This is a genomic window from Reichenbachiella versicolor (assembly GCF_003171675.1).
GTDB classification, from domain to species: domain Bacteria; phylum Bacteroidota; class Bacteroidia; order Cytophagales; family Cyclobacteriaceae; genus Reichenbachiella; species Reichenbachiella versicolor.
Genome location: NZ_QFZQ01000001.1, coordinates 133,292 through 157,403 on the forward strand (window position 1 = coordinate 133,292; position 24,112 = coordinate 157,403).

Annotated in this window: 16 protein-coding genes; 12 read left to right on the plus strand and 4 right to left on the minus strand. The window is 39.2% G+C overall.

Going from position 1 to position 24,112, the window contains the following annotated elements; translation table 11 throughout:
- The first annotated feature begins 1 nt into the window (after nucleotide 1).
- The 3 genes from DKG80_RS00630 to DKG80_RS00640 all read left to right on the plus strand — a co-directional run bounded on the left by DKG80_RS00630 (nucleotide 2) and on the right by DKG80_RS00640 (nucleotide 4,337).
- On the plus strand, nucleotides 2-1,498 hold the full coding sequence (locus DKG80_RS00630; RefSeq protein ID WP_109829352.1) for a DUF1501 domain-containing protein: 1,497 nt from the start codon (nucleotides 2-4) through the stop codon (nucleotides 1,496-1,498).
- A 185-nt stretch (nucleotides 1,499-1,683) separates the two neighbouring features.
- On the plus strand, nucleotides 1,684-2,808 hold the full coding sequence (locus tag DKG80_RS00635; protein ID WP_245906937.1) for an NHL repeat-containing protein: 1,125 nt from the start codon (nucleotides 1,684-1,686) through the stop codon (nucleotides 2,806-2,808).
- A gap of 161 nt (nucleotides 2,809-2,969) precedes the next feature.
- Entirely contained in the window at nucleotides 2,970-4,337 is a 1,368-nt protein-coding gene (locus DKG80_RS00640) for a c-type cytochrome domain-containing protein (RefSeq protein ID WP_109829353.1), read from the plus strand.
- A gap of 15 nt (nucleotides 4,338-4,352) precedes the next feature.
- Here the strand turns inward: DKG80_RS00640 and DKG80_RS00645 are convergent, their stop codons facing one another.
- Nucleotides 4,353-4,961 carry a WG repeat-containing protein gene (locus DKG80_RS00645; RefSeq protein ID WP_109829354.1) on the minus strand — a complete coding sequence of 203 codons (609 nt, stop codon included), beginning with the start codon at nucleotides 4,959-4,961 and terminating at the stop codon, nucleotides 4,353-4,355.
- A 122-nt stretch (nucleotides 4,962-5,083) separates the two neighbouring features.
- Nucleotides 5,084-5,335 (minus strand): hypothetical protein, encoded by a 252-nt coding sequence (locus tag DKG80_RS00650; protein WP_109829355.1) that lies wholly within the window; start codon nucleotides 5,333-5,335, stop codon nucleotides 5,084-5,086.
- A 93-nt stretch (nucleotides 5,336-5,428) separates the two neighbouring features.
- Between DKG80_RS00650 and DKG80_RS00655 the strand changes: the two genes are divergently transcribed.
- On the plus strand, nucleotides 5,429-5,674 hold the full coding sequence (locus DKG80_RS00655; RefSeq protein WP_109829356.1) for a helix-turn-helix domain-containing protein: 246 nt from the start codon (nucleotides 5,429-5,431) through the stop codon (nucleotides 5,672-5,674).
- 434 nt (nucleotides 5,675-6,108) lie between these two features.
- Here the strand turns inward: DKG80_RS00655 and DKG80_RS00660 are convergent, their stop codons facing one another.
- The gene (locus tag DKG80_RS00660; RefSeq protein WP_109829357.1) at nucleotides 6,109-6,483 is read right to left on the minus strand and encodes a VOC family protein; all 375 of its coding nucleotides are present in this window, start codon (nucleotides 6,481-6,483) and stop codon (nucleotides 6,109-6,111) included.
- Nucleotides 6,484-6,962: 479 nt separating this feature from the next.
- Here DKG80_RS00660 and DKG80_RS00665 point away from each other — a divergent pair, with 479 nt between their 5' ends.
- The 4 genes from DKG80_RS00665 to DKG80_RS00680 all read left to right on the plus strand — a co-directional run bounded on the left by DKG80_RS00665 (nucleotide 6,963) and on the right by DKG80_RS00680 (nucleotide 13,810).
- Nucleotides 6,963-8,504, plus strand: coding sequence for an alpha-L-fucosidase (locus DKG80_RS00665; RefSeq protein WP_109829358.1), 1,542 nt, complete (start codon nucleotides 6,963-6,965; stop codon nucleotides 8,502-8,504).
- 376 nt (nucleotides 8,505-8,880) lie between these two features.
- Complete coding sequence (locus DKG80_RS00670; RefSeq protein WP_109829359.1) at nucleotides 8,881-10,383, plus strand: alpha-L-fucosidase; 1,503 nt, start codon at nucleotides 8,881-8,883, stop codon at nucleotides 10,381-10,383.
- An 8-nt stretch (nucleotides 10,384-10,391) separates the two neighbouring features.
- Nucleotides 10,392-12,227 carry an arylsulfatase gene (locus DKG80_RS00675; protein WP_109829360.1) on the plus strand — a complete coding sequence of 612 codons (1,836 nt, stop codon included), beginning with the start codon at nucleotides 10,392-10,394 and terminating at the stop codon, nucleotides 12,225-12,227.
- Between the two features lie 8 nt (nucleotides 12,228-12,235).
- A complete protein-coding gene (locus DKG80_RS00680) occupies nucleotides 12,236-13,810 on the plus strand; it encodes a sulfatase family protein (RefSeq protein ID WP_109830173.1) in 1,575 nt (524 codons plus the stop codon).
- A gap of 97 nt (nucleotides 13,811-13,907) precedes the next feature.
- Here the strand turns inward: DKG80_RS00680 and DKG80_RS00685 are convergent, their stop codons facing one another.
- Nucleotides 13,908-15,095 (minus strand): hypothetical protein, encoded by a 1,188-nt coding sequence (locus tag DKG80_RS00685; protein ID WP_109829361.1) that lies wholly within the window; start codon nucleotides 15,093-15,095, stop codon nucleotides 13,908-13,910.
- A 349-nt stretch (nucleotides 15,096-15,444) separates the two neighbouring features.
- Between DKG80_RS00685 and DKG80_RS00690 the strand changes: the two genes are divergently transcribed.
- The 4 genes from DKG80_RS00690 to DKG80_RS00705 are packed head-to-tail and all read left to right on the plus strand — an operon-like array spanning nucleotide 15,445 to nucleotide 24,111.
- Nucleotides 15,445-17,412 (plus strand): hypothetical protein, encoded by a 1,968-nt coding sequence (locus DKG80_RS00690; protein ID WP_109829362.1) that lies wholly within the window; start codon nucleotides 15,445-15,447, stop codon nucleotides 17,410-17,412.
- A gap of 19 nt (nucleotides 17,413-17,431) precedes the next feature.
- Nucleotides 17,432-18,997 carry a sulfatase family protein gene (locus DKG80_RS00695; protein WP_109829363.1) on the plus strand — a complete coding sequence of 522 codons (1,566 nt, stop codon included), beginning with the start codon at nucleotides 17,432-17,434 and terminating at the stop codon, nucleotides 18,995-18,997.
- A gap of 55 nt (nucleotides 18,998-19,052) precedes the next feature.
- Nucleotides 19,053-21,899, plus strand: coding sequence for a glycoside hydrolase family 2 protein (locus tag DKG80_RS00700; RefSeq protein WP_109829364.1), 2,847 nt, complete (start codon nucleotides 19,053-19,055; stop codon nucleotides 21,897-21,899).
- Nucleotides 21,900-21,951: 52 nt separating this feature from the next.
- Complete coding sequence (locus tag DKG80_RS00705) at nucleotides 21,952-24,111, plus strand: right-handed parallel beta-helix repeat-containing protein (RefSeq protein WP_109829365.1); 2,160 nt, start codon at nucleotides 21,952-21,954, stop codon at nucleotides 24,109-24,111.
- Nucleotide 24,112 lies beyond the last annotated feature (1 nt).

Consider the following 24,112-nt stretch of genomic DNA (forward strand, 5'->3'; position numbering starts at 1 on the left):
TATGTGTCACCACGATAAAATAAGATCAAACAATAAAGATTTTCAAGGCGAGGAGCGTAAACTCGATAGGAGACAGTTTTTAACCAAAACTTCATTGGGACTTGGAGCAGCCGCTTTGGGTTCATTATTAGGTGCTGAAAAGGCTTTAGGAGGAATAGCTGGACTAGGAGATGAAAATGATTTGGCTAGAGTCAGAGCATCTTTGCCGCATTTCATGCCAAAGGCTAAAAGAATTGTATATCTATTTCAAAGCGGAGGACCTTCTCAGTTCGAAACATTTGATTATAAACCGAAGTTGGTAGATATGTTCGGTCAGGACTTACCAGCATCAGTAAGAGGTAATCAACGTCTGACTGCGATGAGTGCACAGCAATCTTCATTCCCCCTAGCAGCATCTAAGTACAAGTTTGACCAATATGGTGAGAGCCGAGCATGGGTAAGTGAACTTATGCCACACACTGCCGAAGTAGTAGATGAGATGTGTTTTATCAAATCTATGTACACAGAGCAAATCAATCATGATCCAGCGATTACCTTCTTCCAAACAGGACATCAGTTACCAGGAAGACCTTCCATAGGTTCTTGGATGAGCTATGGTTTAGGCTCAGACAACAAGAATATGCCATCCTTTGTGGTATTGGTTTCAAAACATGGAGGAGGACAACCATTGTATTCTAGACTTTGGGGAAATGGCTTCTTACCTACGGAGCATCAAGGAGTACAATTCAGATCAGGTAAAGACCCAGTCCTTTTCTTGAATAATCCAGAGGGATATGATGGTCAGGATAGAGAGCAGATGCTTCATTATCTACGTGATTTGAACGAGTTGCAGCACGATGCTTATGGCGATCCTGAAATCAATGCTAGAATAGCGCAGTATGAAATGGCCTATAGAATGCAAACTTCGGTACCAGAAGTAACGGATATGTCTGATGAACCAGACTATATCTATGATATGTATGGTGAAGATGCCAAAGAGCCAGGAACATACGCTGCTAATTGTCTCATGGCAAGAAGACTGCTAGAAAGAGATGTTAAGTTCGTACAACTCTACCAAAGAGGATGGGATCATCACGGCGGACTCCCTTGGGGTATTAAGAACTTGAGTAAGAAAACCGACCAAGCAAATGCTGCGTTGATCAAAGACCTGAAACAACGAGGAATGTTAGAAGATACCTTGATCGTTTGGGGTGGAGAATTTGGCCGTACTGCATACTCTCAAGGAAAACTGACACCCGATAGCTATGGTAGAGATCATCACCCAAGATGCTTTACTATGTGGATGGCTGGAGCTGGAGTTAAGGCAGGATATACTCACGGTGAGACTGATGATTTTAGTTACAATATCGTCAAAGATCCAGTACACGTGCATGACTTCCATGCTACATTGATGCATTTGATGGGAATAGATCATGAGAAATTGACCTATAAACATCAAGGTAGACGATATAGATTGACAGACGTTCATGGTCATGTAGTGAAGGATATTCTTAGCTAATCATGATATAAGAATTGATAGTCATAAATTGATGTCTGTCTAAAAAAAAATCCTTTTGTGAATTAAACCCCTACATGGATAGATATGAAATAAGGCTATCTATTGATTAAGCCAATAGATAGCTAGCTATACCTCACTAGCCATGATGAGCCTCCTACAGGAGAACCTAAAAAGAACGAGAACATATGAAGATGATAACCAATCAGAGAAGAGACTTTATTAAAAAAACAAGCTTGGCTACTGGAGCCTTAATGGCTTCATCACTAAGTGGATTCAATATCCTAAGAGCTAAAGGAGCAGCGAAAAAACCAGATGTGATTTTAGGACATGGAGACTATCAGTACAAACTAGTTAGAGACTGGGCAAAACTTAGTTCTACAAGAACACCAATACTAAACTGTCACGAGATGGTGATGGATTCGAAGGGAAGGTTGATCATGATGGGAGACCATACAGACAACAACATCTTGATCTTTGATAAGTCTGGTAAACTATTGGACTACTGGGGTACGCAGTATCCAGGTGGGCACGGATTGACTTTGTCCAAAGAAGGAGAGGATGATTTCTTGTTTATGACAGACTCTGGATGGCATCTTCACCATAGTGGCAAGATGGTCAAGCAAAATGGCCGTGTAACCAAATCAACCACTGACGGAAAAGTTATATTCGATATCGGTCATCCACAGACTATAGGGGTTTACGAACCGGGAGAAGAGTTTTGCCCATCGGAGGTAGCCATTGGGCCTAATGGAGATATTTATGTAGCAGATGGCTATGGGATGAGTCGAATCATTCAATACAATGCCAATGGAGAATATATCAGACACTGGGGAGGTAAGAATGCCGATCCTAATTACACCCTGAAGTCTGCACATGGTGTAGCAATAGATTATCGTGATCCGAAGAATCCACTAGTAGTGTGTACCTCAAGACAAGAACAGAGTTTCAAATTCTATACCTTGGAAGGTAAATGGGTGAAGACAATCAAACTACCCAATATGTGGGTTTGTCGTCCAGTATTTGATGGTCCCAATCTATATGCAGGTGTTTGTTGGTCAGCCCCAGAAGGAGGAAGAATGAACTGGAGAGAGCATACCGGTTTCGTTACGATTCTCGAAGGAGACAAGGTCGTATCCAATCCAGGAGGAACTGCTCCTGAGTATAAGGGAAAGGAATTACAAAAATCGTATCAGCTAGCAGACAAGCCTATCATGCATGGTCATGATGTATGTATCGATGAGGATAAGAACTTATATATCTGTCAGTGGAATGCCAACAAAACAGCGCCATTGAAACTAGAAAGAGTCTAGTGAATCAATATGTCTCAAAAAGCATACTACAGAGTAGTAGCAAATGGGTTCTCAAAGCTTAGAATGATACTTCACTACTGCTCGATGATAGTAGTAGTGGATGTATTTCAGTTTTGAGACAGTTTTAAGATTAAAAGTGCAATTAGCGCAAAGCGAATAAAATGGAAGAGTCTAACATTATATTATTTTTTGGAAGGTTTCACCCTCTTTTGGTACACCTACCGATAGGTTTTTTGTTACTAGCAGTCATGCTGGAAGTAGCAGAGAGAATGTCATGGGTCAAGGAAGCTAAAAGTGCCACCATATTTACACTATTACTAGGTACACTTAGTGCAGTAGCTGCAACAGTACTAGGCCTAATGCTAGCTACTAGTGGTGACTATAATGGAGAAATGTTAGACGCTCATAAATGGGCAGGTTTTGCAACCACTGGAATAGCCTTAGTAGCATTTCTAATCAAAGCTGAGATTTTAAAACTACAGCAAATGGTTTATTTCGGAGCACTAGGAGTGATGGTAGCAGTCATGAGTGCTACAGGACACCTAGGAGGCAATTTGACTCATGGTACAGATTACTTGACGTACTATATGCCATTCAAACCAAAGGTTGTTGATCCATTAGATAGACCTCCAGTCAAAACACTAGCAGAAGCACAAGTATTTGGGGATATGGTTCACCCGATCATCAAGTCAAAGTGCATGAGTTGTCACAATAATCAGAAGAAGAAAGGACAATTGTCATTCGCTTCCATTGAAGACTATCTAGCAGGAGGCAAGCATGGAGATCTATTTGTGGCAGGAGATATTGACGCTAGTCAGTTGATAGAGAGAATTACTTTGCCAGAAGGTCACGATGATATCATGCCACCAGATGGTAAAACACCTTTGTCAGAAGAAGAGATAGCTGTGTTGAGTTTTTGGGTAGACAAAGCAAACGGAAGCTTTGAGGTTACCTTAGATAGTATAGATCTCGAAGAAGAATTTGTAGCAATAGCTGAAAAGCAACTAGGCCTAGGTCATGGTCATGGTGCGCATTCTAATGTTCAGTTGGCAGAAGTTGACTCGGCAGTACTAGAGAACCTACGAGCCAAAGGTTTTGAAATTCGTGAACTAGTTGCTGGCTCCAATGCCTTGGATGTGACGCTATCATCATCCGTATCCGACTCCAATAAGATTGAGGACTTCTTAGCGTCATTAGAACCGATCAAAGAGAATATTTACTGGTTATCATTGAATAAAACAGGCCTGTCTGGAGAGCAAATCATGGTAGTCAAGCAGTTTTCGCAAGTGAGAGTATTGAAACTTGCTAACAATAAAATCGATGATCAAGCAGTATCTCAGTTGAGTCAGTTAGAATACCTAGAAAGCATCAATCTATACGGTACTGAAGTGACCACAGAGTCAATAAAAACATTGGGAAAACTTCCCACACTGAAGTCAGTGTATGTTTGGGGAAGTAAATTGACAGCAGAAGAATTAGCAGCAGTCAAGAAAGAATACCCAGCAATCAAAATAATAGGAGGGGCTTGATTCCCTCCAAACCGACTAATTGGTTTTGCAATGTTGGATATTCCCTTTCCTATCAATGCAAAACCAAGAGTCACTTTCGACATTGAGGTGATCATCTAAGTCGTAATACTCTCTAGCTTCGAATGTGACTTCGGCCGAGCCGTTTTCAAAATAACCTGCGAAATCATATTGACAAGGAATAATGATTTCGCCTTTCTTATTAACGAACCCCATTTTTCCATTTCGTTTGACTCGAGTAAGCCCTTCATTGAAATAATCAGGCCCCATATCATATAGAACCAAGTCAAATAAAATTTTTCCATCTCTATTGATACCCACCTGTCTACCATAAGTAGAGTCATTTGGGTGTTCCATTACTGTAGCATAGTACTCCAAAGTATCTGTTCCGAAATAAGCATACTGGCCAAAGGGGAGAATAGTATCACCTGCTGAATTGATATAGGCCACATCAATACCGTACTGGAGATATCCTTCTTTGGTCACTGCGAGTAGTTTTTCAATATTAGATAAGTCAACTTCCTTGACATCATAGTATTGATAGTTGGTCGTTTCTTGCTTCACATATTTTTTACAAGAGGTCAGTAGGACTAAAGAAGAGATGAGTATCGTTTGGAGAAGTTTCATTAGAGTTATGTATAGGTTCACATTTTCTAGGTTTGTTTTTACTGAGGTCAGTTTTTTTAAAGTTTACTGCTTATTGGTATAGTCAGAATCAAACCTGTGAAGAATGGATTATATTACTTATTCTATGACGTTTGTTCTTTTTGTAGTGCATCTTCTATGACGTCTAGAAAGCCAAAGAATGCAGGAAGTTGTTTCATAAAGAGCTGAAATTCTGTAGAAAGCCCTTCGTGCTCCCTATTTAGAAAGTAGAAAGTAAGCATGCGTAGATTTCTTCTAAAAGTTCGAATGTCTATGCCATCGATTATTTCTACGAATTCTAGTACCATCTCTTCGGAGATTTTTGATTTACAGGGGACTTCAAATATTTTAGACATACTTATTCTTGTTGGTAATTATAACAACTAAAAAACAAAATAGGGCTGTTTGGCCCTAATTATTCAGCTATGATTTCTTGATCATTGACGCCCATGGATCATGATCAAGAATATATTACCGCTTTCGGTCAGCATTTGAAAAGGTTAAGATTGGAAGCTGGTTTAACACAAGAACAGTTAGCAAGAGATTCAAATATTGATTTTACCCAAGTAGGCAGGTATGAAAGAGGCGTAAGAAGTCCTTCGCTTACCTCGCTCAAGAAGCTGGCGGTTGGTCTTAAATTGCATCCCAAGGCTTTGTTGGACTTTGATTATTTGACAAATTCAATCACCAAATGAAGCTTTCCGAACCAAGTGTACAAGGTATCTTCTTGAATTATATTACTGCTTAACAGGGCGGATAAAAATCAAACCCTATATACATTTCTTTAATAGAAAATTTAGCTTCTCATATTTCTGTTGAGTAGTTAAATGCTATACAGTGAAATAAAACTCAAATATTTAATTAGAAAGAATTAGTTATCCCAAATCCGGGACGAGCCCCTGCAAGTTGCAGGACGTTTTCCCGCGTTCGGGACGAAGCGCTGCACATTGCTGGAAGGTTTCCCGGGTGCGGAACGAATTGCTGATGATTGCTTGAAGGTTTCCCCTATTCGGGACGATTTCATGCAGACTGCAGGACGTTTTCCCGGTCTCGGGACGAGTCGCTGCAGACTGCAGGGAGTTTTCCCGTAGTTGGGATCACGTCTTTTTGAGGCGTTCCGAGCATATGGTCACATAAGAGATGAAATATCTACTAATGCCCCGTTGGGATCTTTGAGTAGCATTCTTCTTTGTCCGTAAAATGTATCCTCAGGCTCTGAAATGATTTCAAAATTTTCAGACTGAGCGATTTTAAAAGTCTCATCCACATTGTCGACTACAAAAGTCAAGTAAAAGCCGTTAGGATTAGTTTGAAATTCAGAGGGGACTAACTCACTCTTTCTGTCAATGATGCCGAGTTCAAGTTGCTTGTCTTTAGATATCAAATGGACAAACCATTCACTGTCAAAGTCAACATTAAAGTCGAAAAGTTTGGTGTAGAATTCTTTGCTCTCTATCAAATTGTCAGAGCAAATGTTAGTCATCATTCGGTTAATTGTCTTCATGCTTTAGTTAGTTTTTGTGCACTAGCGCACCTCATACAGTATAGATTTATTTATTACTCTAAACTATGCCAAGTAATCGAATATCTTCATATCTCATATCAGTATAATCTGCCACAAAACTGAAAATTCGAGCCAACTTTGTCTTTTGTTGAAAGGGAGAATATAAAGTAACAATAGTAGAGTCAGTCATCGGTTTAGAAGTGAAGAAAATAGATCAAAATAGTGTATAAATACATCACAATCCTATATTCCTAACTCCAACTACTAATGCATCTTTGTCTTGCGATTATTAATGCTCAAGAGTATCGAAAACTTAAAAAAATCGGTACTTGAGAGCCATACCTATACTTTGGTTAATTGCCACTAACAGGACCTTCAGGCAATCAATTTTCAGAATAAACTAGCATTCACATTCTTATTAATGGTGTGTACAGACTCTGTCTGTCAACAGGCCTTTTGTTAAGACTAAAAAAGATGATATGAAGAAAGTATTGAAATTAATAGTAGTAGCACTATTAGCAGCTAGTTCGGCTACTGTAGCACAAAAGAAATTTACCGCAGATTGGGAAAGTCTCAAGAACTATGAAATTCCAGAATGGTATAGAGATGCTAAGTTTGGAATATTTATACATTGGGGACCTACTACAGTGCCAGCCTATGGGTCTGCTGAGTGGTATGGATTTCATATGTGGAATGAAGGACAAGTAGATGCACTAGGTAATCCGAGCAAGAAACCTTCAAAAGCCTACGAATACCATGTTGAGCATTTCGGAAAGCCTGAGGACTTCGGCTATACCAAATTCATACCGATGTTCAAAGCAGAAAATTTTAATGCTAAAGAATGGATAGATCTGTTTCAAGAAGCAGGCGCTAAGTATGTGGTACCAGTAGGGGAGCATTGTGATGGATTTGCTATGTATGACTCTAAGATCACCCGTTGGAATTCCGTAGACATGGGACCTAAAAAAGACATCGTCGGAGAGTTATTTAAAGAAGCTCGATCACGAGGGATGAAAGTAGGAGTCTCTTCGCACTTCGCCTATGGATGGCACTGGTGGACTTATAAGGATAAGTTTGAAACCACGGATCCAAAGCTAAGGGACTTTTACTGGGATAAGCATGAAAGATGGGAACCTGCGACTCAGGCATATATCAAGCACTTTTACAATAGAACTTCCGATATGATGACAAGATATAAGCCAGATCTATTGTGGTTTGATTTAGGATTTAGTGAGCCAGCCTATGAAGAAGTACGTCAGAAAATCTTTGCCCAATACTACAATCAAGGAATTAAGAATAATCAAGAGGTAGTACTTAACTATAAGAATATAAGATACCTAGGAGCTCCTGATGGTACAGCAGTATTGGATATTGAGAGTGGCAAGCTAGATAGAATCAGAGAAGAAGCTTGGCAAACGGACATGTCCTTAGGAGGCTATAGATGGGGATATACCAATAATTACAAAATGAGAAAACCTAGTGGGTATATCAATGATTTAATAGATATCGTGAGTAAAAATGGTTGTTTACTACTTAACGTAGCTCCTAATAAAAACGGAGTGATTCCAGAGCCTCAACAGGCGATCTTAAAAGAGATCGGAGCTTGGTTGAAAATCAACGGTGAAGCAATTTATTCCTCCAGACCATTTGAAGTATTTGGTCAAGGGCCTACTAATGCATCTATGAAACTTCACGGCAATTCTCATGAAAAGGGCTTTACCTCTCAAGACTTCCGATATACTAAAAATGGACAAAGCATCTATGCTTTTTGGCTGAAGCCTGATGATAGGGAAGTGATTGTGCTAAGAGCGTTAGGTTCTGAAAATAGAATACTGAACGACGATATACTAGACGTGACTTTGCTAGGTAGTGATGCAGAGGTCAAATGGATTCAGCAAAAAGATGAACTTGTGATCGAGTTGCCTGATCATGAGTTGAAAAATGCTCTTTGCTTCAAGGTAATGCTAAAAGATAAGCCTAGTGATATTCTAGGGAATAAAAAGTCTAGGAAGGATTTTTAATAGAGTGCCTCAGTCTATTGCATGATCATAAGAAACTGAGTTAAGTATTATTAGTTAGTAATGAAGGAGCCCGTCTGCTGAAGAAGGGTTTCTTCATTTGATCAAAAGCACTTAGCAAAGTTGGGATTCATTACGAAGAAAGTAAGTCTTTTGTACCGAATCTGTCAAGTAGGAAATAATACATAATTAGTGATAATCGTAATTGGTAGGTTTTAAAACATCAATATGGTATATAAACTGTACGTAATGATGCAGTACTTCCCTGTTGAAAGACAAGACCTTTGTATAAGCATTTAATAGCAGGACAATGCTTTTGTGAGGTTAGTTATCTAGCACTTTATACCATTGATTCCTGTCACATAAGAAAAACACACAGATGAAAAGACTAGTTATTTTATCAGTTTTGGCTGGATTGATAAGTTGTTCTACACCCAAGGAAGAAGAAACTACTGAAGTCAAATCGTATACCGAAGATTGGGAAAGCTTGAAAGAATATGAAATTCCACAATGGATGAAGGATTCTAAGTTCGGTATATTCATACATTGGGGGCCTAACTCTGCTGCTGAACTCTACACGGACTGGTATCCTAGATGGATGTATTTAGACTCAGGAAATGTAAATCCTCAGACAGGTAAAATCACTACCAGTAAACCTCATCCTGCTGTAGCATATCATCGAGAAAAATTCGGAGACCAAAAAGATTTTGGTTACAAAGATCTGATTCCATTGTGGACCATGGAAAACTTCAATCCAGTCGAATGGGTGGACGTATTCAAAAAATCAGGTGCACAATACGTAGTCCCAGTCGCAGAGCATCATGATGGTTTTGCTTTATATGAGTCTAGTGTCACCAGATGGAATGCTGTAGATATGGGGCCTAAGCGCGATGTGCTCAAAGACTTAACTGATGAAATTAAAAGACAGGGTTTGATCTGTGGTGTGAGTTCACACTTGGCATTTAATTATAATTTTTACAATCAAAAAGCACACTTCGATACAGGAGATCCACAGTATGCTGACTTGTATGCTCCACCTCATCAAATGGGGGATTCTGTAACCTCTGAGTGGTTGGCAGAGGTATGGTGGCCACGTACCAAGGAAATAATAGATAAGTATGACCCAGATATCCTTTGGTTTGATTTCTATCTTGATAGACCTGAATTCGTCCCTTATCACAAGAAGTTAGCCGCTTACTATTATAACTCAGGTTTGAAAAGAAATACCGACGTCGTCTTACAGACTAAGAATTTTAGATTCGAATCTTACAAAAAGGGCACACATATGCTTGACCTTGAGAGAAGCAAGATGGATTCTATTAGAAGCGAATATTGGCAAACAGATACATCAATAGGTAAGAATTCATGGTACTACACGACCAACTGGAAGCCAAAAGAAGCTGGTGAGTTGATAGCCGATCTAGTAGATATCGTCAGCAAGAATGGATGTTTGCTTTTGAATATTGGACCAAGAAAGGACGGAATCATTCCCGATGATCAAAAGAAAACGCTACTGGATATGGGCAAATGGCTTAAAATCAATGGTGAAGCAATCTATGGTTCTAAATACTGGGAAGTATTTGGTGAAGGCCCTACTAGATCAGCAACAGGGCACCTATCAGAGAGCAAGAACAAGAAGTTTACTGAAGAGGATATACGCTTTACTACCAATGACGGTTATTTGTATGCTATAGCACTAGAGCCAGCTGATGATGAGGTCAATATCAAATATCTGAATTCAGGTAAAATGAAAGTAGACAAGATATCACTCTTAGGCTATGAAGGAGATATCGAGTTTGATCAAAATGAAGAACAGATGACTATTAAACTCCCTCAAAATACAGGTTTAGAGCATTCGTTGGTCTTTAAAATCAAGATTTAGTATTGAAAATGAAGGTAACAGGAATAACAAATAATGCAATTCAAATTAGAATAGCTTTAGTGCTACTAGTTTTTGTTATAAGTTCTTGTTTACCAAGTATTGAAAAAAATACCACTCCAAATGTTATATTAATTGTCACAGATGATCAAGGGTATGGTGACTTAAGCTGTCATGGTAATCCATATATCAACACTCCTAATATTGATAGATTGTATGAAGAATCGGTGAGGTTTACTGATTTTCATGTTGATCCGACTTGCGCTCCCACAAGAGCTGCGCTGATGACAGGAAAGTATTCTCATCATGTAGGCGTTTGGCATACAGTCTGCGGAGGCAATTACCTAAGAGCCAGTGAAAGAACAATGGCAGATATCTTTAAGTCTGCGGGCTATAGAACGGCACTTTTTGGTAAATGGCATCTAGGAGCGAATCACCCTTACCGCCCTATGGATAGGGGATTTGATGAATGGATAGGTAATGGAGACGGCGGTACGGGCACCACAGATGATTGGTTTGACAATGACAGGGTGAATGATACCTATTGGCACAATGGAGTTCGAGAAAAAATAGATGGTTATGCACCAGATGTTTTTTATGGTAAAGCGATTGATTTTATCAAGTCTAGTGAAAGTGATAAACCCTTTTTTGTCTATTTGCCTTCCTATTTGCCGCATAGCCCTCACACTCTTCCTGATTCTACATTAGCAGATGAGTATAGTTCAATATCCAAGTATTCTGCTTTTTTCTTTGCTGGAATAGAGCGAATAGATCAAAACATAGGAAAACTTAGAGAAGCTCTAGATGAATCTGGAATTGCCGATAATACTATTATCATTTTTATGTCTGATAATGGAGGTACTGCAGGTGTAAAGCTTTATAATGCTGGAATGCGAGGAGCCAAAGGAAGTCCATACGATGGTGGGCATAGGGTTCCATTTTTCTTTCATTGGAAAGGCGGAAAAGTTGCCCATGGAATGGATGTAAAGGACTTGACGGCTCATATTGATGTCTTACCAACATTGGCCGAAATCTGTGATTTAAAACTGGATTATAATATAGACGGAAGAAGTTTTAGGGAACAATTACTCAACCCTTCAAAAGAACTGTCAGTCAGAACTCTTTTTGTTGAAAGACAGAGAACTTTCATTGCTAAGGCTTGGAATTTTACGGTAGGTATGACTAATAGGTGGAGGTTAGTAAATAATAATGAACTATATGATATATCTGTAGATCCTGGGCAAAAAACTAACGTAATCGATCAATTCCCCGATGTAGTCAACCTCATTCGAAAAGATCATGAAAAGTATTGGCAGGTAGTAACTAAGGATGATCGTGTACCTGCTGCTAGTTCCCTTGGACATCCAAATGATCCTGAGATTTTTCTTACCAGTTCGGATTGGTATTTACCCAAGGTTCCTTGGAATCATGCACAGGTAGCTAGTGGAAGCCCATTAGCAGGAGAATGGAATATTAAAGTGTTGCAAAAAGGAAATTATCAAGTAGAACTTAGACGTTGGCCTCGCGAGGCAAATGCTACAATTCAGGGAATACCTACTTTCTCAAAAGAGGTAGATGCTTATGATCTTAATGGAGGAGTTGAAAGACTAATTTACGGGTCGAAAATGAAGGCTTTACCTGTATTTTCTGCTAAGTTGAAAATTGGTGAAATTGTAAAAACAAGCTTGGTCAAGCCAGAAGATGAGTCTGTTAAGTTTAATTTCCTTTTAGAGGAAGGCGATCAAAAAGTAAAAGCTACCTTTTTGGATGAGGCTGGTCAGGTAATCTCTGGTGGCTATTATGTTTATTTGCGACCATTGATGACGAATATCAAATCGAATAATTGAATAAGACTATGACGAATAAAGTACTAACCCTAGTGTTGTTGTTTTTGATACAACTAGGGGCAATTGCACAGAAGCAGCCTAATATCATTTTCATAATGTCTGATGACCATGCAGCCGATGCGATCGGAGCCTATGGATCTAGATTTTCAAAGTTTGATATTACACCGAACCTTGACAACCTGGCTGCTGAAGGAATTCGTTTTGAAAATGCTTATTGCAACAATTCGATCTGTACACCATCCCGTGCATCTATCATCTCAGGTCAATATCCTCAGACCAACGGTGTCTTGGATCTAGATCATAAGTTGGATACTGACAAACAATACCTTCCAATTGAGTTGAAAAAGTTAGGCTATAGTACTGCTGTAGTAGGTAAATGGCACTTGAAAAATGAGCCAGTTAACTTCGATTACTATAAAGTATTGCCAAGTCAAGGAAAGTATTTCAATCCAGTTTTCTTAGAAAAAGGAAAAGGGGAGTGGAAGAAAAACAAGGTGAAGACTGAAGGACATTCTACAGATGTGATCACAGATATTTCTATTGATTACTTGAAGAATGTAGATAAATCTAAGCCCTTCTTTTTGATGCACCATTATAAGGCACCTCATGATATGTTCGAAAATGCACCGAGGTACGATGAGTTCTTAGCTGATGCAGAGATTCCAGAGCCATCAAGCCTGTACTATCAGCCCAACTGGGGATCAGAAGGAACAAGAGGAAAAAACGATTCGCTGCTTAATTACATAGGGACATCGATTTCTGATAGACATATGTATCGAAACTATAACAAGTTCTGGTTTGATGATACTTTGAAAGGCCGTGAAAACTCGGCTCACATTGCCTATCAACTGTACTTGAAAAGATACCTTAGATGTGTAAAAGGCGTGGATGATAATTTGGGTCGCCTATTTGATTTCTTGAAGAAAGAAGGGCTTTGGGACAACACTGTTATTATCTACACAGGAGATCAGGGAATGATGCTAGGAGAGCATGATCTACAAGACAAAAGATGGATGTACGAAGAGTCAATGCAGATGCCTTTTATCGTGCATTATCCGGAAGGCATTGAGTCAGGACAGGTTACAGACCTATTGATCAATAACACAGATTTTGCACCGACTATGATCGAGCTCGCAGGTGGTAAAGCTCCAAAATACATGCAAGGAAAGAGCTTTATTAAAACCCTAGAAGGAAAGAAAGAAAAGAACTGGAGGACAGCTACCTACTACAGGTATTGGATGCACATCATTCATCACTATGTTCCTGCTCACTTCGGAGTCCGTACTAAGGATTACAAATTGATCTTCTACTATGCGAAGCATTACTTGCCAGAATCCGAGTTTAAAGGCCACTACTGGGCTAAGACTTATTATGGAATCCAAAATGAAACACCTCATACATGGGAGTTTTATGATATGAAGAACGATCCAGAGGAACTTCATAATAGATACAATGACCCAGCGTATCAGGATATCATTGCAGATCTTAAAAAACAACTCAAAGAGCAAAGAGAAGAACTCAATGAGACTGATGAAAACTATCCAGAGATCCAAGCGATAGTAAAAAAGCACTGGGATGATTAATCAGTAAAGAGAATAGAAAATATACTATTCAAGGTCTTTGATCATTGGTAACGCTTGTTGTCAAAGGTCGAAGACCTTGACTATTTGATGAGAAAGACTATTCAACTATCTCTAGCTCGACTAATTCACAACTAACATCCAGTCTGTTTAGCCCTTCAACTTTGAATAGTGCATTGAAATAGGAGTCTTTAGAAGGTAGTTTCTTATAAAACTCTTTCAGCTGCTCAAGGTCAGTGAACATATCCACTGTAGCCATGACTCCAATATCATGATTTGAAGTAAAGAAGAGTGCTTTATGTCCATCTTCTAGAGGCATATACGAAACGATAGAATATTCCATTCGAATATTATCACCATGTTTAGGTCTATAAATAGTTTTTCTATCGTCTTTCGTGAAAGTGATCATTTCATTTTTACACTCAAAGGCTTTGCTATTTTTGAGAAAGATCTCTTTCGATAAGCTCATTGTTTTTTGTTGGCCGATATAGACAATATTGCCTCGTTTGACAGCATCGTATTTCAGTTCACTTTCAGGTTGAGGAGTGATATCAGCATTATACCGAGAGAAAAGACTCGTTAACTTGATGAGTGAAAAAGGTATACCTTTTGTAAATAGGGTATAGTCAGCAAGAGAAAAAGAATCCTCTCGATGTTTTAGATTGTATTCGATGTATTCATCTGCGCTATTGACCTCTATACGAGTGAATAAACTTCCTCTAGCAGTACCTGGTTTTGACATGATTACTTGATCGGCTAGCACGAAGGTATTAGTGATATCCTCATTCAAAAATGGCTCCCAACAGTACATTTCTTGAGAGATTATGCTATCATAAAAAGTACTAACAAGCGTAACCACTAAGACTAAGGATAATAGAATCGTAAGCTTTTGATATCGTCGAGAGGAATTAACAGTATCAGTTGTTACAGCTAAATCATTAGTCTCTTCAGAATAGGTCTTCTTATCCTCAAACTGTAAGTCATAGGTCCCTTTCTTCAAAGAAAAAATAATAGGGTCATTGGCTCCCTCTTCGCTGTAGTACTTACTTAATTTTTTACGAAGGTTGAACATGTATACCCTGACCTTACCATCGTCCTTGATAGGATTATAGGTCTTCTCGAACATAGACATGCCAATAGTTTGTTCCTTGACATGAGTTCCTTCAAGTGCCTGATCAGTCAGAAAAGTCAATAGCTGAGTATACCGAGGAGACTTCGCAAAAATGGGGTCCTCGCAGACTTTCTTGAGTAGCTCTCTTATTTCGCTGGCATTGATGTCATGATTCATACAGCCGTAAAACTGCACAAACCTTTGTTAAGTACATAATGAAGAAAGGGGGAGAGTTTATACATCTTTTGTGGGTGATAAAACCATAGTCTGCATACCCATCAAGTAAAGTATAACTTATTCTTTTCTAACTATCATTAAATCAATCGTTTGAGATTAGATGTTTTCAGTTAACAGTAACCGTTAATTTTCGGTTTTACTGTCTTTTTAGGTACTTCTAGGCTTAAGACACTCTTATGTTTGTGTAGATAGAACGAGGCGTGGTTTAGAACAAATCTTGTCACGTCATTTAGCATTTTAGGGATTTGTAAACATGCAAATCCCTAATTAGATCCAGAAACGATAAGACATGAAAAAAGTAATCTCCATTTTCCTTTTTGGTGCTATTGCCTTCAATACGTTTGCCATTGAGTACCATGTCTCACCGACCGCCCATAAAAATGGTAACGGCACTCTCTCATCACCTTTCAATACCATCCAGGTAGCTAAGCAAAAAGTAGCTAGGGTAAATAAAAATATGAGCGAGGATATCATTGTTTACCTGCATGGTGGTACCTATAACTTGGAAGCTCCATTAGTCTTCAAAGAAAAAGACTCAGGTACGAATGGACATACTATTATCTATAAGGCTTATCAAAATGAAACTCCATTGATCAGTGGAGGAATCAAAGTACAAAACTGGGAACATGTCAGTGGAAATATCTACAAGGCCCAACTTAACCGTGATGCTAAACTGCGAACGTTATTCGTCAACGGCAAGCGAAAGCGCATGGCTGGAACAGAAGTACCTGTCAAAGGAATAGGGAAATGGGGTGAGTATGAAGTCAAAGGAACTGAAAGCTGGGCTTATGATTCGGGTACTGCAATTGATGGCATTATGTTCAGAACAGCGGATGTACGCTCTTATAGGAATCCGGAGGATGTTGAATTAGTTCAAAACAATGTCTGGACAGAAAAGATACTATGTATTCGCGAAGCTCAGCAAGTTGGTGATACGACTATATTAAAACTACAACAACCCTATGGAGCAATAGCTACAAGCATGGCTTGGGCTGGAAAGATCAAATACCACAAAGAGTTTGTTATACGAAATGCCTATGAGCTGCTTGATAGACCGGGAGAATTTTATTTTGACAAGCAAAAGAAGGAACTCTACTACTATAGTGACGGAGAGGATATGACGACAGTAGAGGTTATGGCACCTGCTGCTGATGGATTAATTGTGATTGAAGGTACCTCTACTACTTCAAGAGTTGAAAATTTACAGTTTGAGGGCATTTCATTCTCATATGATCACTGGCAGTTAATGGATATTGAAGGTTCACATGCATTTGCAGGAGTTCAAAGTACAGGTATGGCTATTCAGTACGTATCGGATGGTAACTGGCACCCTACCGAGTATAACTGTGTAGGAGTTCCTCGAGGAACCATACAGGTAGCCAATGCAGAAAATATTTCATTAGTGAGCAATAGGTTCGAAAGGCTTAGCTCTGGAATGGCTATCAATATGGTCAATGATGTGAAAAACAGTGTAGTCACAGGAAACTTCTTTCATGACTTATTGGGTAACTCGATCAATATAGGTCACCCTCAGCACTACAAAATAGGAGATGGTCAAGGTGTATATTCTCCTGAAGTAGAAGGGCTGTGTGAAAACATCGGTGTTACCAACAATTATATCAGAAATGTAAGTTTAGATTTTAGGCAGCTCGAAGGTATCACGGCATTCTTCGTAGCAGATGTCAAGATAGATCACAACGATATTGCAGGTATGCCTTACGGCGCGATTACCATAGGATGGTGGTGGGGCAATTCTGGATTGCCACCGTCCAAAGTAGCCAAGAACAATTCCATGAGTTTTAACAAAGCTGGGAAGACACATTTGGCTTTAAAAGACGGTGGGATCATCTATGCATTGGGTGAGCAACCTAATAGTGTGATGGAAGGAAATTATCTCTACAAAGGTCGTCGATGCATATATCCAGATGACGGTTCAGCCTATTGGACTATCAAGCGAAATGTAGTTGACAATCGTATTCCGAAAATAAAAAGTATTTTTTGGCTACATATATGGCGAGACAACTGTCATGATAATGTCGTCCAAGATAACTACGTCAAGAGCAACAATATCAAGGATAATGGCAAGAATACTATCATAGAAAATACGCATCATTTCATGACTTCCGACTTTTCGATAGAGGCCAAGAACATCATGAAGGCTGCCGGTATTCAAGATGAGTATAAGAATATAGTACCTCAAAAAGAGCCAATCAAGATTAGTTTATACCCAGAGGACTTTAAGGATACAGATCACTGATTCAGTATTGGTATTAAATATGAAAAAGCTTCTTACTCTATTCATACTAGCTTCCAGCTTCACAGTCTCTGCTAAACAGCCTCCCAACATTATCTTTATCATGTCAGATGATCATGCAGCTCACGCTATAGGAGCATATGGAGGGCGGTTTGAGAGTTTAAATCCTACCCCAAACCTTGATCAGCTTGCTAAGGAAGGTATTCGTTTTGAAAATGCCTTTTGTACCAATTCGATTTGTACCCCGAGTCGAGCTACCATCATTTCTGGTCAATATTCTCAAACCAATGGAGTATTGGATCTTGATCACAAACTAAATCCAGATAAACAATACTTGCCGATAGAACTAAAAAAGCAAGGTTATAGTACCGCGATATTTGGAAAGTGGCATCTGAAAAATGAGCCTGTCAACTTTGACTATTATAAAGTGTTACCAAGTCAAGGAAGGTACTTTGATCCCGTGTTCTTAGAAAAAGACAAAGGGGAATGGAAAAAGAATAAAGTTACGAGCAAAGGGCATTCAAGTGATGTGATCACAGATGCAGTGATAGATCACATCAAAAATAGAGATAAGTCAAAGCCATTCTTTGTGATGCATCACTTCAAAGCTCCACATGGCTTCTTCAAGTATGCTCCACGCTATGAAGAGTATTTAGCTAATACAGAAATACCAGAGCCAGCAAGTATGTATTTTCAACCTAATTGGGGATCTGAAGGTTCAAGAGGTAAAGACGATTCTTTACGCAATTACCTAGGCTCCTCTGTTTCCAATAGGAATCAATACATAAACTATCACAGCGAGTACTTTGAACCAACCTCTAATAATCAAGAATCCGCGCATCAGGCCTATCAGCATTATTTGAAAGGTTATCTACGTCTTGTCAAAGGGATCGATGATAACGTTGGACGATTGATGGACTTTCTCAAAGAAGAAGGTCTCTATGAAAACACCATTATTGTTTACACCAGCGATCAAGGTATGATGCTCGGTGAGCATGATTTCCAAGACAAACGATGGATGTATGAAGAGTCCATGCGGATGCCTTTTATCATGCATTATCCAGAACTGATCAAGCCAAGGCAGATTACAGACTTATTGATCAATAACACCGATTTTGCTCCCACACTGATCGAGCTAGCGGGAGGAAAAGCACCTGAGTATATGCAGGGTAATAGCTTTGTCAAAACACTCAAAGGCAAAGAAGAGAAAGGTTGGCGAGAGGCTACCTATTATCGCTATTGGATGCATATAATTCACCACTACGTGCCAGCTCACTTCGGTGTCAGGACTAAAGATTACAAGCTGATGTTTTTCTACGGAAAACATTATCTACCTGAGTCTGAACATAAGAAACACTACTGGGCTAAAAACTATCATGGAGAGGAGTTGGAGACGCCACATACGTGGGAATTCTATGACCTAAAGAATGATCCTCAGGAACTAAACAATAAATATGAAGACTCTGCCTACAAAGAAATTATTGCAGCTCTAAAAGAGGAACTGAAAAATCAAAGACAAGAGCTCAACGAAACAGATAGCAATTATCCAGACATCAAGGCTATTATAGATAGACATTGGAATGACTGAGCTTTAATTATCAGAATAACTGGAGAGAAAAAGAACTTAAAAACATTAATGATTTATGAAAAAGCTAGTAACCACTTTGTTACTTATGCTATTCACCAGCATAGCCATCATTGCGCAGCCAAAGGGCTACGAGAACCTACCACGTACAAGAGAAAATATCAATCTGAATTGGAAATGGATGAAGGATAAAGCTGAGACTCCTTCCAATTTGGATATCAATTCATCTGCTTGGGAGCAGGTTTCTATTCCTCACAATCCAGACCCAGTGACATTGAATATGGATGAGGTTCGAGATACATGGCCGCAGAAAGAGAGTATGCGAGATATCAACTGGTATCGCAAGGAAATGAAGATCAATAGAACCAATGATCAGCTGGTCTTTTTGGAGTTTGAAGGCGTACATTCAGTGACTGAGGTTTGGATTAATGGCCAGTACGCTGGTAAGAATGACCTAGGAGGTTACACCCCCTTTCATATAGATATCACTAACCTAGTGAAGTCAGGCGAACTCAATGATATCATGGTAAAGGCTGATAACCGATTTGACAAGTTAGTACCGCCAGACCCACACAAGACAGATTATATCAAGTGGGGAGGAATCTATCGAGATGTCTACTTAGTTACTACTAACAAACTTAGGGTGAACTTCAACTGGGAAGACAACGAGGCAGGTGTACGAATTACCACTCCAACCGTAAAAAGGCGTTATGGAATTGTAGCGATCACGACCACAGTGGCCAATAGCCATGATTCAAATCAAAATACAGAAGTCGTTACTAAAATTGTCAATGCGGCTGGTTTAGTGCTGAAGACTGTTAGAAATTCAAAAACAGTTCTAGCAGGAGCTAGTTATAGTTTCAAACAATCTGCTGTTTTAGAAGACAATGATTTTTTTACATGGTCGCCAGATAAACCATATCTGTACCGCGCGGTTTCCTATATCTACTCTCAAGGAAAGCTGGTTGATTTTGTAGAAAATAAATTCGGATTTAGAAAACTAGAATTAGTAGATGGGCAAGGACTTTTACTCAATGGAGAGCCTTTTTTCATGATCGGAGCCAATCGACATCAGAGCTTTGCTCACATAGGAGATGCAGTACCCAATTCTATGCACTATGAGGAAGCACTGAGATTCAAAGAAGCTGGTTTTAATACAATCAGGCTTTCACACTACCCACAAGATGATGCTTTCATCGAGGCTTGTGATGAGTTGGGCATATTACTTTATGAAGAACCCGCTACATGGATTCTTTGGGAACAAGGAGAGTGGATGGATAAGCTAGAAGAGTCAGCGAGGGTAATGGTGAGAAACCATCGAAACCACCCGTCCATTGCTATTTGGGGAGCAGGGATTAATCACCGTGGAAATGTGCCCAGATTGGCTAAAGCTGCAAAAGAAGAAGATCCTACAAGGTTGACTGCTAGTGCATCAAGCCCTTGGAACGGAATGAGACACGCAGGTCCGACAGATATCTATGCGACGATGGATTATAGAAGATCTGATTGGGCAGAAGAAGGTTTTACCCTAGTGATGGAACATGGCTGCAACCCAAGTGGCGCAGCGAATCAATTTCATATCTCGAGGTATAAAAAGCGCAAAAACAATATAGGTACTCTCACATGGGTAGCTGCTGATTATTACCAATTCAGAAAGGATACGACCGCCGAAAAACATACCAATTATGCTGTGTTGGACATGTATCGAAACAAACGCCCCGTCTATCATTGGTACAGATCAGAGATGAATGAGAAGGAAATGGTACACATAGGGGATGAGAGAGTGTCCTCCAATGGTATAGTCCATGTATATAGCAATGCTGATAGAGTAGAACTTTATGCTAACAATAAACTCATCGGGTCACAATTGCCTGACAATGTTCACGAAAAGTCTAACAATGACCACCCATCATTTTCATTTTATTTCGACTGGAAAGATGAAGATTTAAAGGCCATTGCATACATAAATGGTAATCAGGTGGCTATGCATGAACGTAAAATGCCAGCTACTCCATATGCACTTAAATTGAAAGTAGATTATCCAGAGTTAAAGCTTTTAGCTGGCGGTTCGGATGTCAAAATGGTCAGAGCTTATGTGGTCGATAGGAATAATGAGATAGTGACCAATGCTAACAAGAGCGTTCACTTTGAAGTGACTGGACAAGGAGAGTTGGTTGATGAAGAGAAAGACTATATGAATCAGATGAAAACTTACGACGGTATTGCTACTGTTTTCATCAGGGGAACTGAAGTAGCAGGGCAAGTCAAAATCAAGGCTACTTCATCTAGGCTCAAATCTTCTTCTCTAGTCTTAAACACAGTGGAGGAAAAGTCCAATGATATTTTAGCCAATGCACAGGATATCTATGACTTCCCGATCTGGCAAGTAGATATAGGTCATAAAGAACAGTTGCCACAATTTGACTGGACGGCTTGGAACGTGTCTGATACCAGTGATTTGAAGTTCACTGATAGATCAGGAGTTCTATTTTCAGTTTCTTCGGCTGGGGAGATTCAATGGACAAAAGGTCAACCTACTATGTTAGGCGATTTGCCATTTGTAGGTGCTGACGGAGTTTTTGTGAAGGGTAGCTCAATATCTCTTTCCATCAAGGGATTGAAAGCAGGGAAGTACAAGATAATCACCTATCATAATGCCATTTCTCACAAGGGACAATTCCCATATAATATTAACAACGATATACAGCATGCTGAGCGTTGGAAAACTCCCGATCAGCACATGGTTGGCTATTTCAAACATAACGATTCAGGCGAAAGGGCACCGATACATTATACTCAGTTTTTTGATGTGATCGATCGAGAAGAAGTGAATTTGGATTTTCTAGTAGATATAAAAGACAGCTTTACTTGGCTCAATGGATTTGAGCTGAGGAAGGTGAAGTAGCTTTAAATAAGTGCAGGATATAAATCATTACAAACAATCAAACTAGTGGATTATGATTATTAAAAACTATAACAAAGTACTATGGCTGCTGCTGTTACTCGTCAGTGTAGGAATAGCGAACGCAGCTGAGCATGTTATTAAGACAGGATACTTTACTCGTGTCTATGTGCAAGAGCATGAAACAGACATGCCTCGAAAGGTTTATCTATTGATAGAAGGAGATGGGACCATTTCAGCGATGGGTTTTTGGGGAAATAACAAAAGCTCAGGACAGTACACAAAGGCCAATTTCGATCCTAGAGACTATTATGGTAAGACCATTACGATAGACGTAGAGGCCACTGGCAATAATAGTAATAATGAGTTTATCTACTATGAAGGAGGAAAACTCATCAAGTCGCCAATTCTAAGTGTTTTAAAAATCAATAGCTTCATAGAAGCAAGTACGGCTATTACTGCCCCCTCTGAATACAAATACCCAAGGGCAGATACTATTCTCATGCCACATGATATTTTGATACCTGAAGAAAACTATGATGATAAGGAGGTGACAAAAGTGGTTAAGCTTGCTGACTATGTACAAGGAGCAGGGACAGTAGAGTCGCCTTATATATCTACTGATGGGTTTGCTGGACTAAAAGAAGCTATTGCAGACTTACCTGATGGTGGAACTATTGAGGTTGCTTCAGGCGAGTACAAAGTGACAAGTAAAAACCTTGCCATTTCTAGGTTTGTTTCCATCAAAGGTGTTGGAGAATCTCAACCAAATTTTATCCTCACTCAGGATAATATGTGGAAGCTCAAAGGGAGCAATACTATAGATAACATTTCTATGGACATGAGGCAAAACGATAGACGTTATACCCATGAGGTAATAGGGATCGATAATAATGCCAGAGATGTGAAGATTGTGAATTCTACAATTATCAGCAACTATGCCGTAGATCCTAATACTTATGAAGAGTCAGGTAGTGTAGTTGTATTTCGACTCTACAGTCATTTGAAGAATATCTCATTCGAGAAAAATAAATTCATCAACTCTTTGAGAGCGATATCTACCAAAGGTCAGAAAAACCACCACGGTATTTATTTCAAGGAAAATCTTTTTGAAGGTCAATGTCACATGTGTATTACTTTGGATCAGGTATCCAACATTACTGATGTAGTGATAAAGGACAATACCTTTAGCGAGTTTAGTCACTTTGGAGTAGCCTTGGCAAGAATTAATGATGCTAAAATCATTAATAATACTTTCTACAGTAGAAATTTAGAGTCATTCAATACCTACAATCAAGCTATTCATATTGAAGAGCATTGTCAAAATCTGCTGATAGAAAACAATGAGATTGACGTTACACTTAGGAATTCAGGTACTAAAACGCCAAATAGCCCTATAAGAAGCTATGGCATGATTTTGTCTGATACTAGACTAATGACCATCAAGAATAATGACATCAAACATTCTGATATTGTTTTTTCAACTGTGGTCACAGATGAGACGGCCGGTTTCACTGTGTTTTCAAACAATAGACTAGAAGATGGAGGGATTCAGATCAAGGATTCTCAAGAAGAAGTAATGGTGATGGAAAACGAGATAGTGAACCCGCCTGAATATGGTGTGTATTTTTCTAGTACCAAACGAAGCTCACCTCCATTTGGAGGACATCATGTGACTTCCAACAAGTTTACTAAGATGGATCGTAAATACCCTTTTAAGATGGTGGGGGAAATAAATAATGTAAGTATCACTGATAATGAATTCATAGGATGTGATCAAAAAGCTAGTACAATTCAACTCTTTGAAAACTCGACTAACTTGGAAATCGCGGACAATACTTTTTATGGAGTAGGAGCCTCTGGTTCTTTTGAACTAAAAGGAAGTTTACCGACAGGAAACACTATTGCAAAATATCAGTCATCAAATAAATTTTTAGCTGATTGCATTGGGGAAGGTGGTGAAGATGATAACCCTACTTCAATTAAAACTGATTTAGGACAAGTCGTGTATCCAAATCCCGTCCAAGTAGGAGAGACCATTGTTTTTGCAAAAGAAGGGAGTGTGTCAGAGTTTGTGCTGTACGATTCTTTTGGTTCAAAAATCACAACTGGTACAGGAAGTCAAGTTGATACTTTGGGGTTAAGTGCTGGAGTATATTTGTTAAGCTTTCTGGAGCAGGACGAGAGAAAAGTTGTCAAGATATTAGTTGAATAAG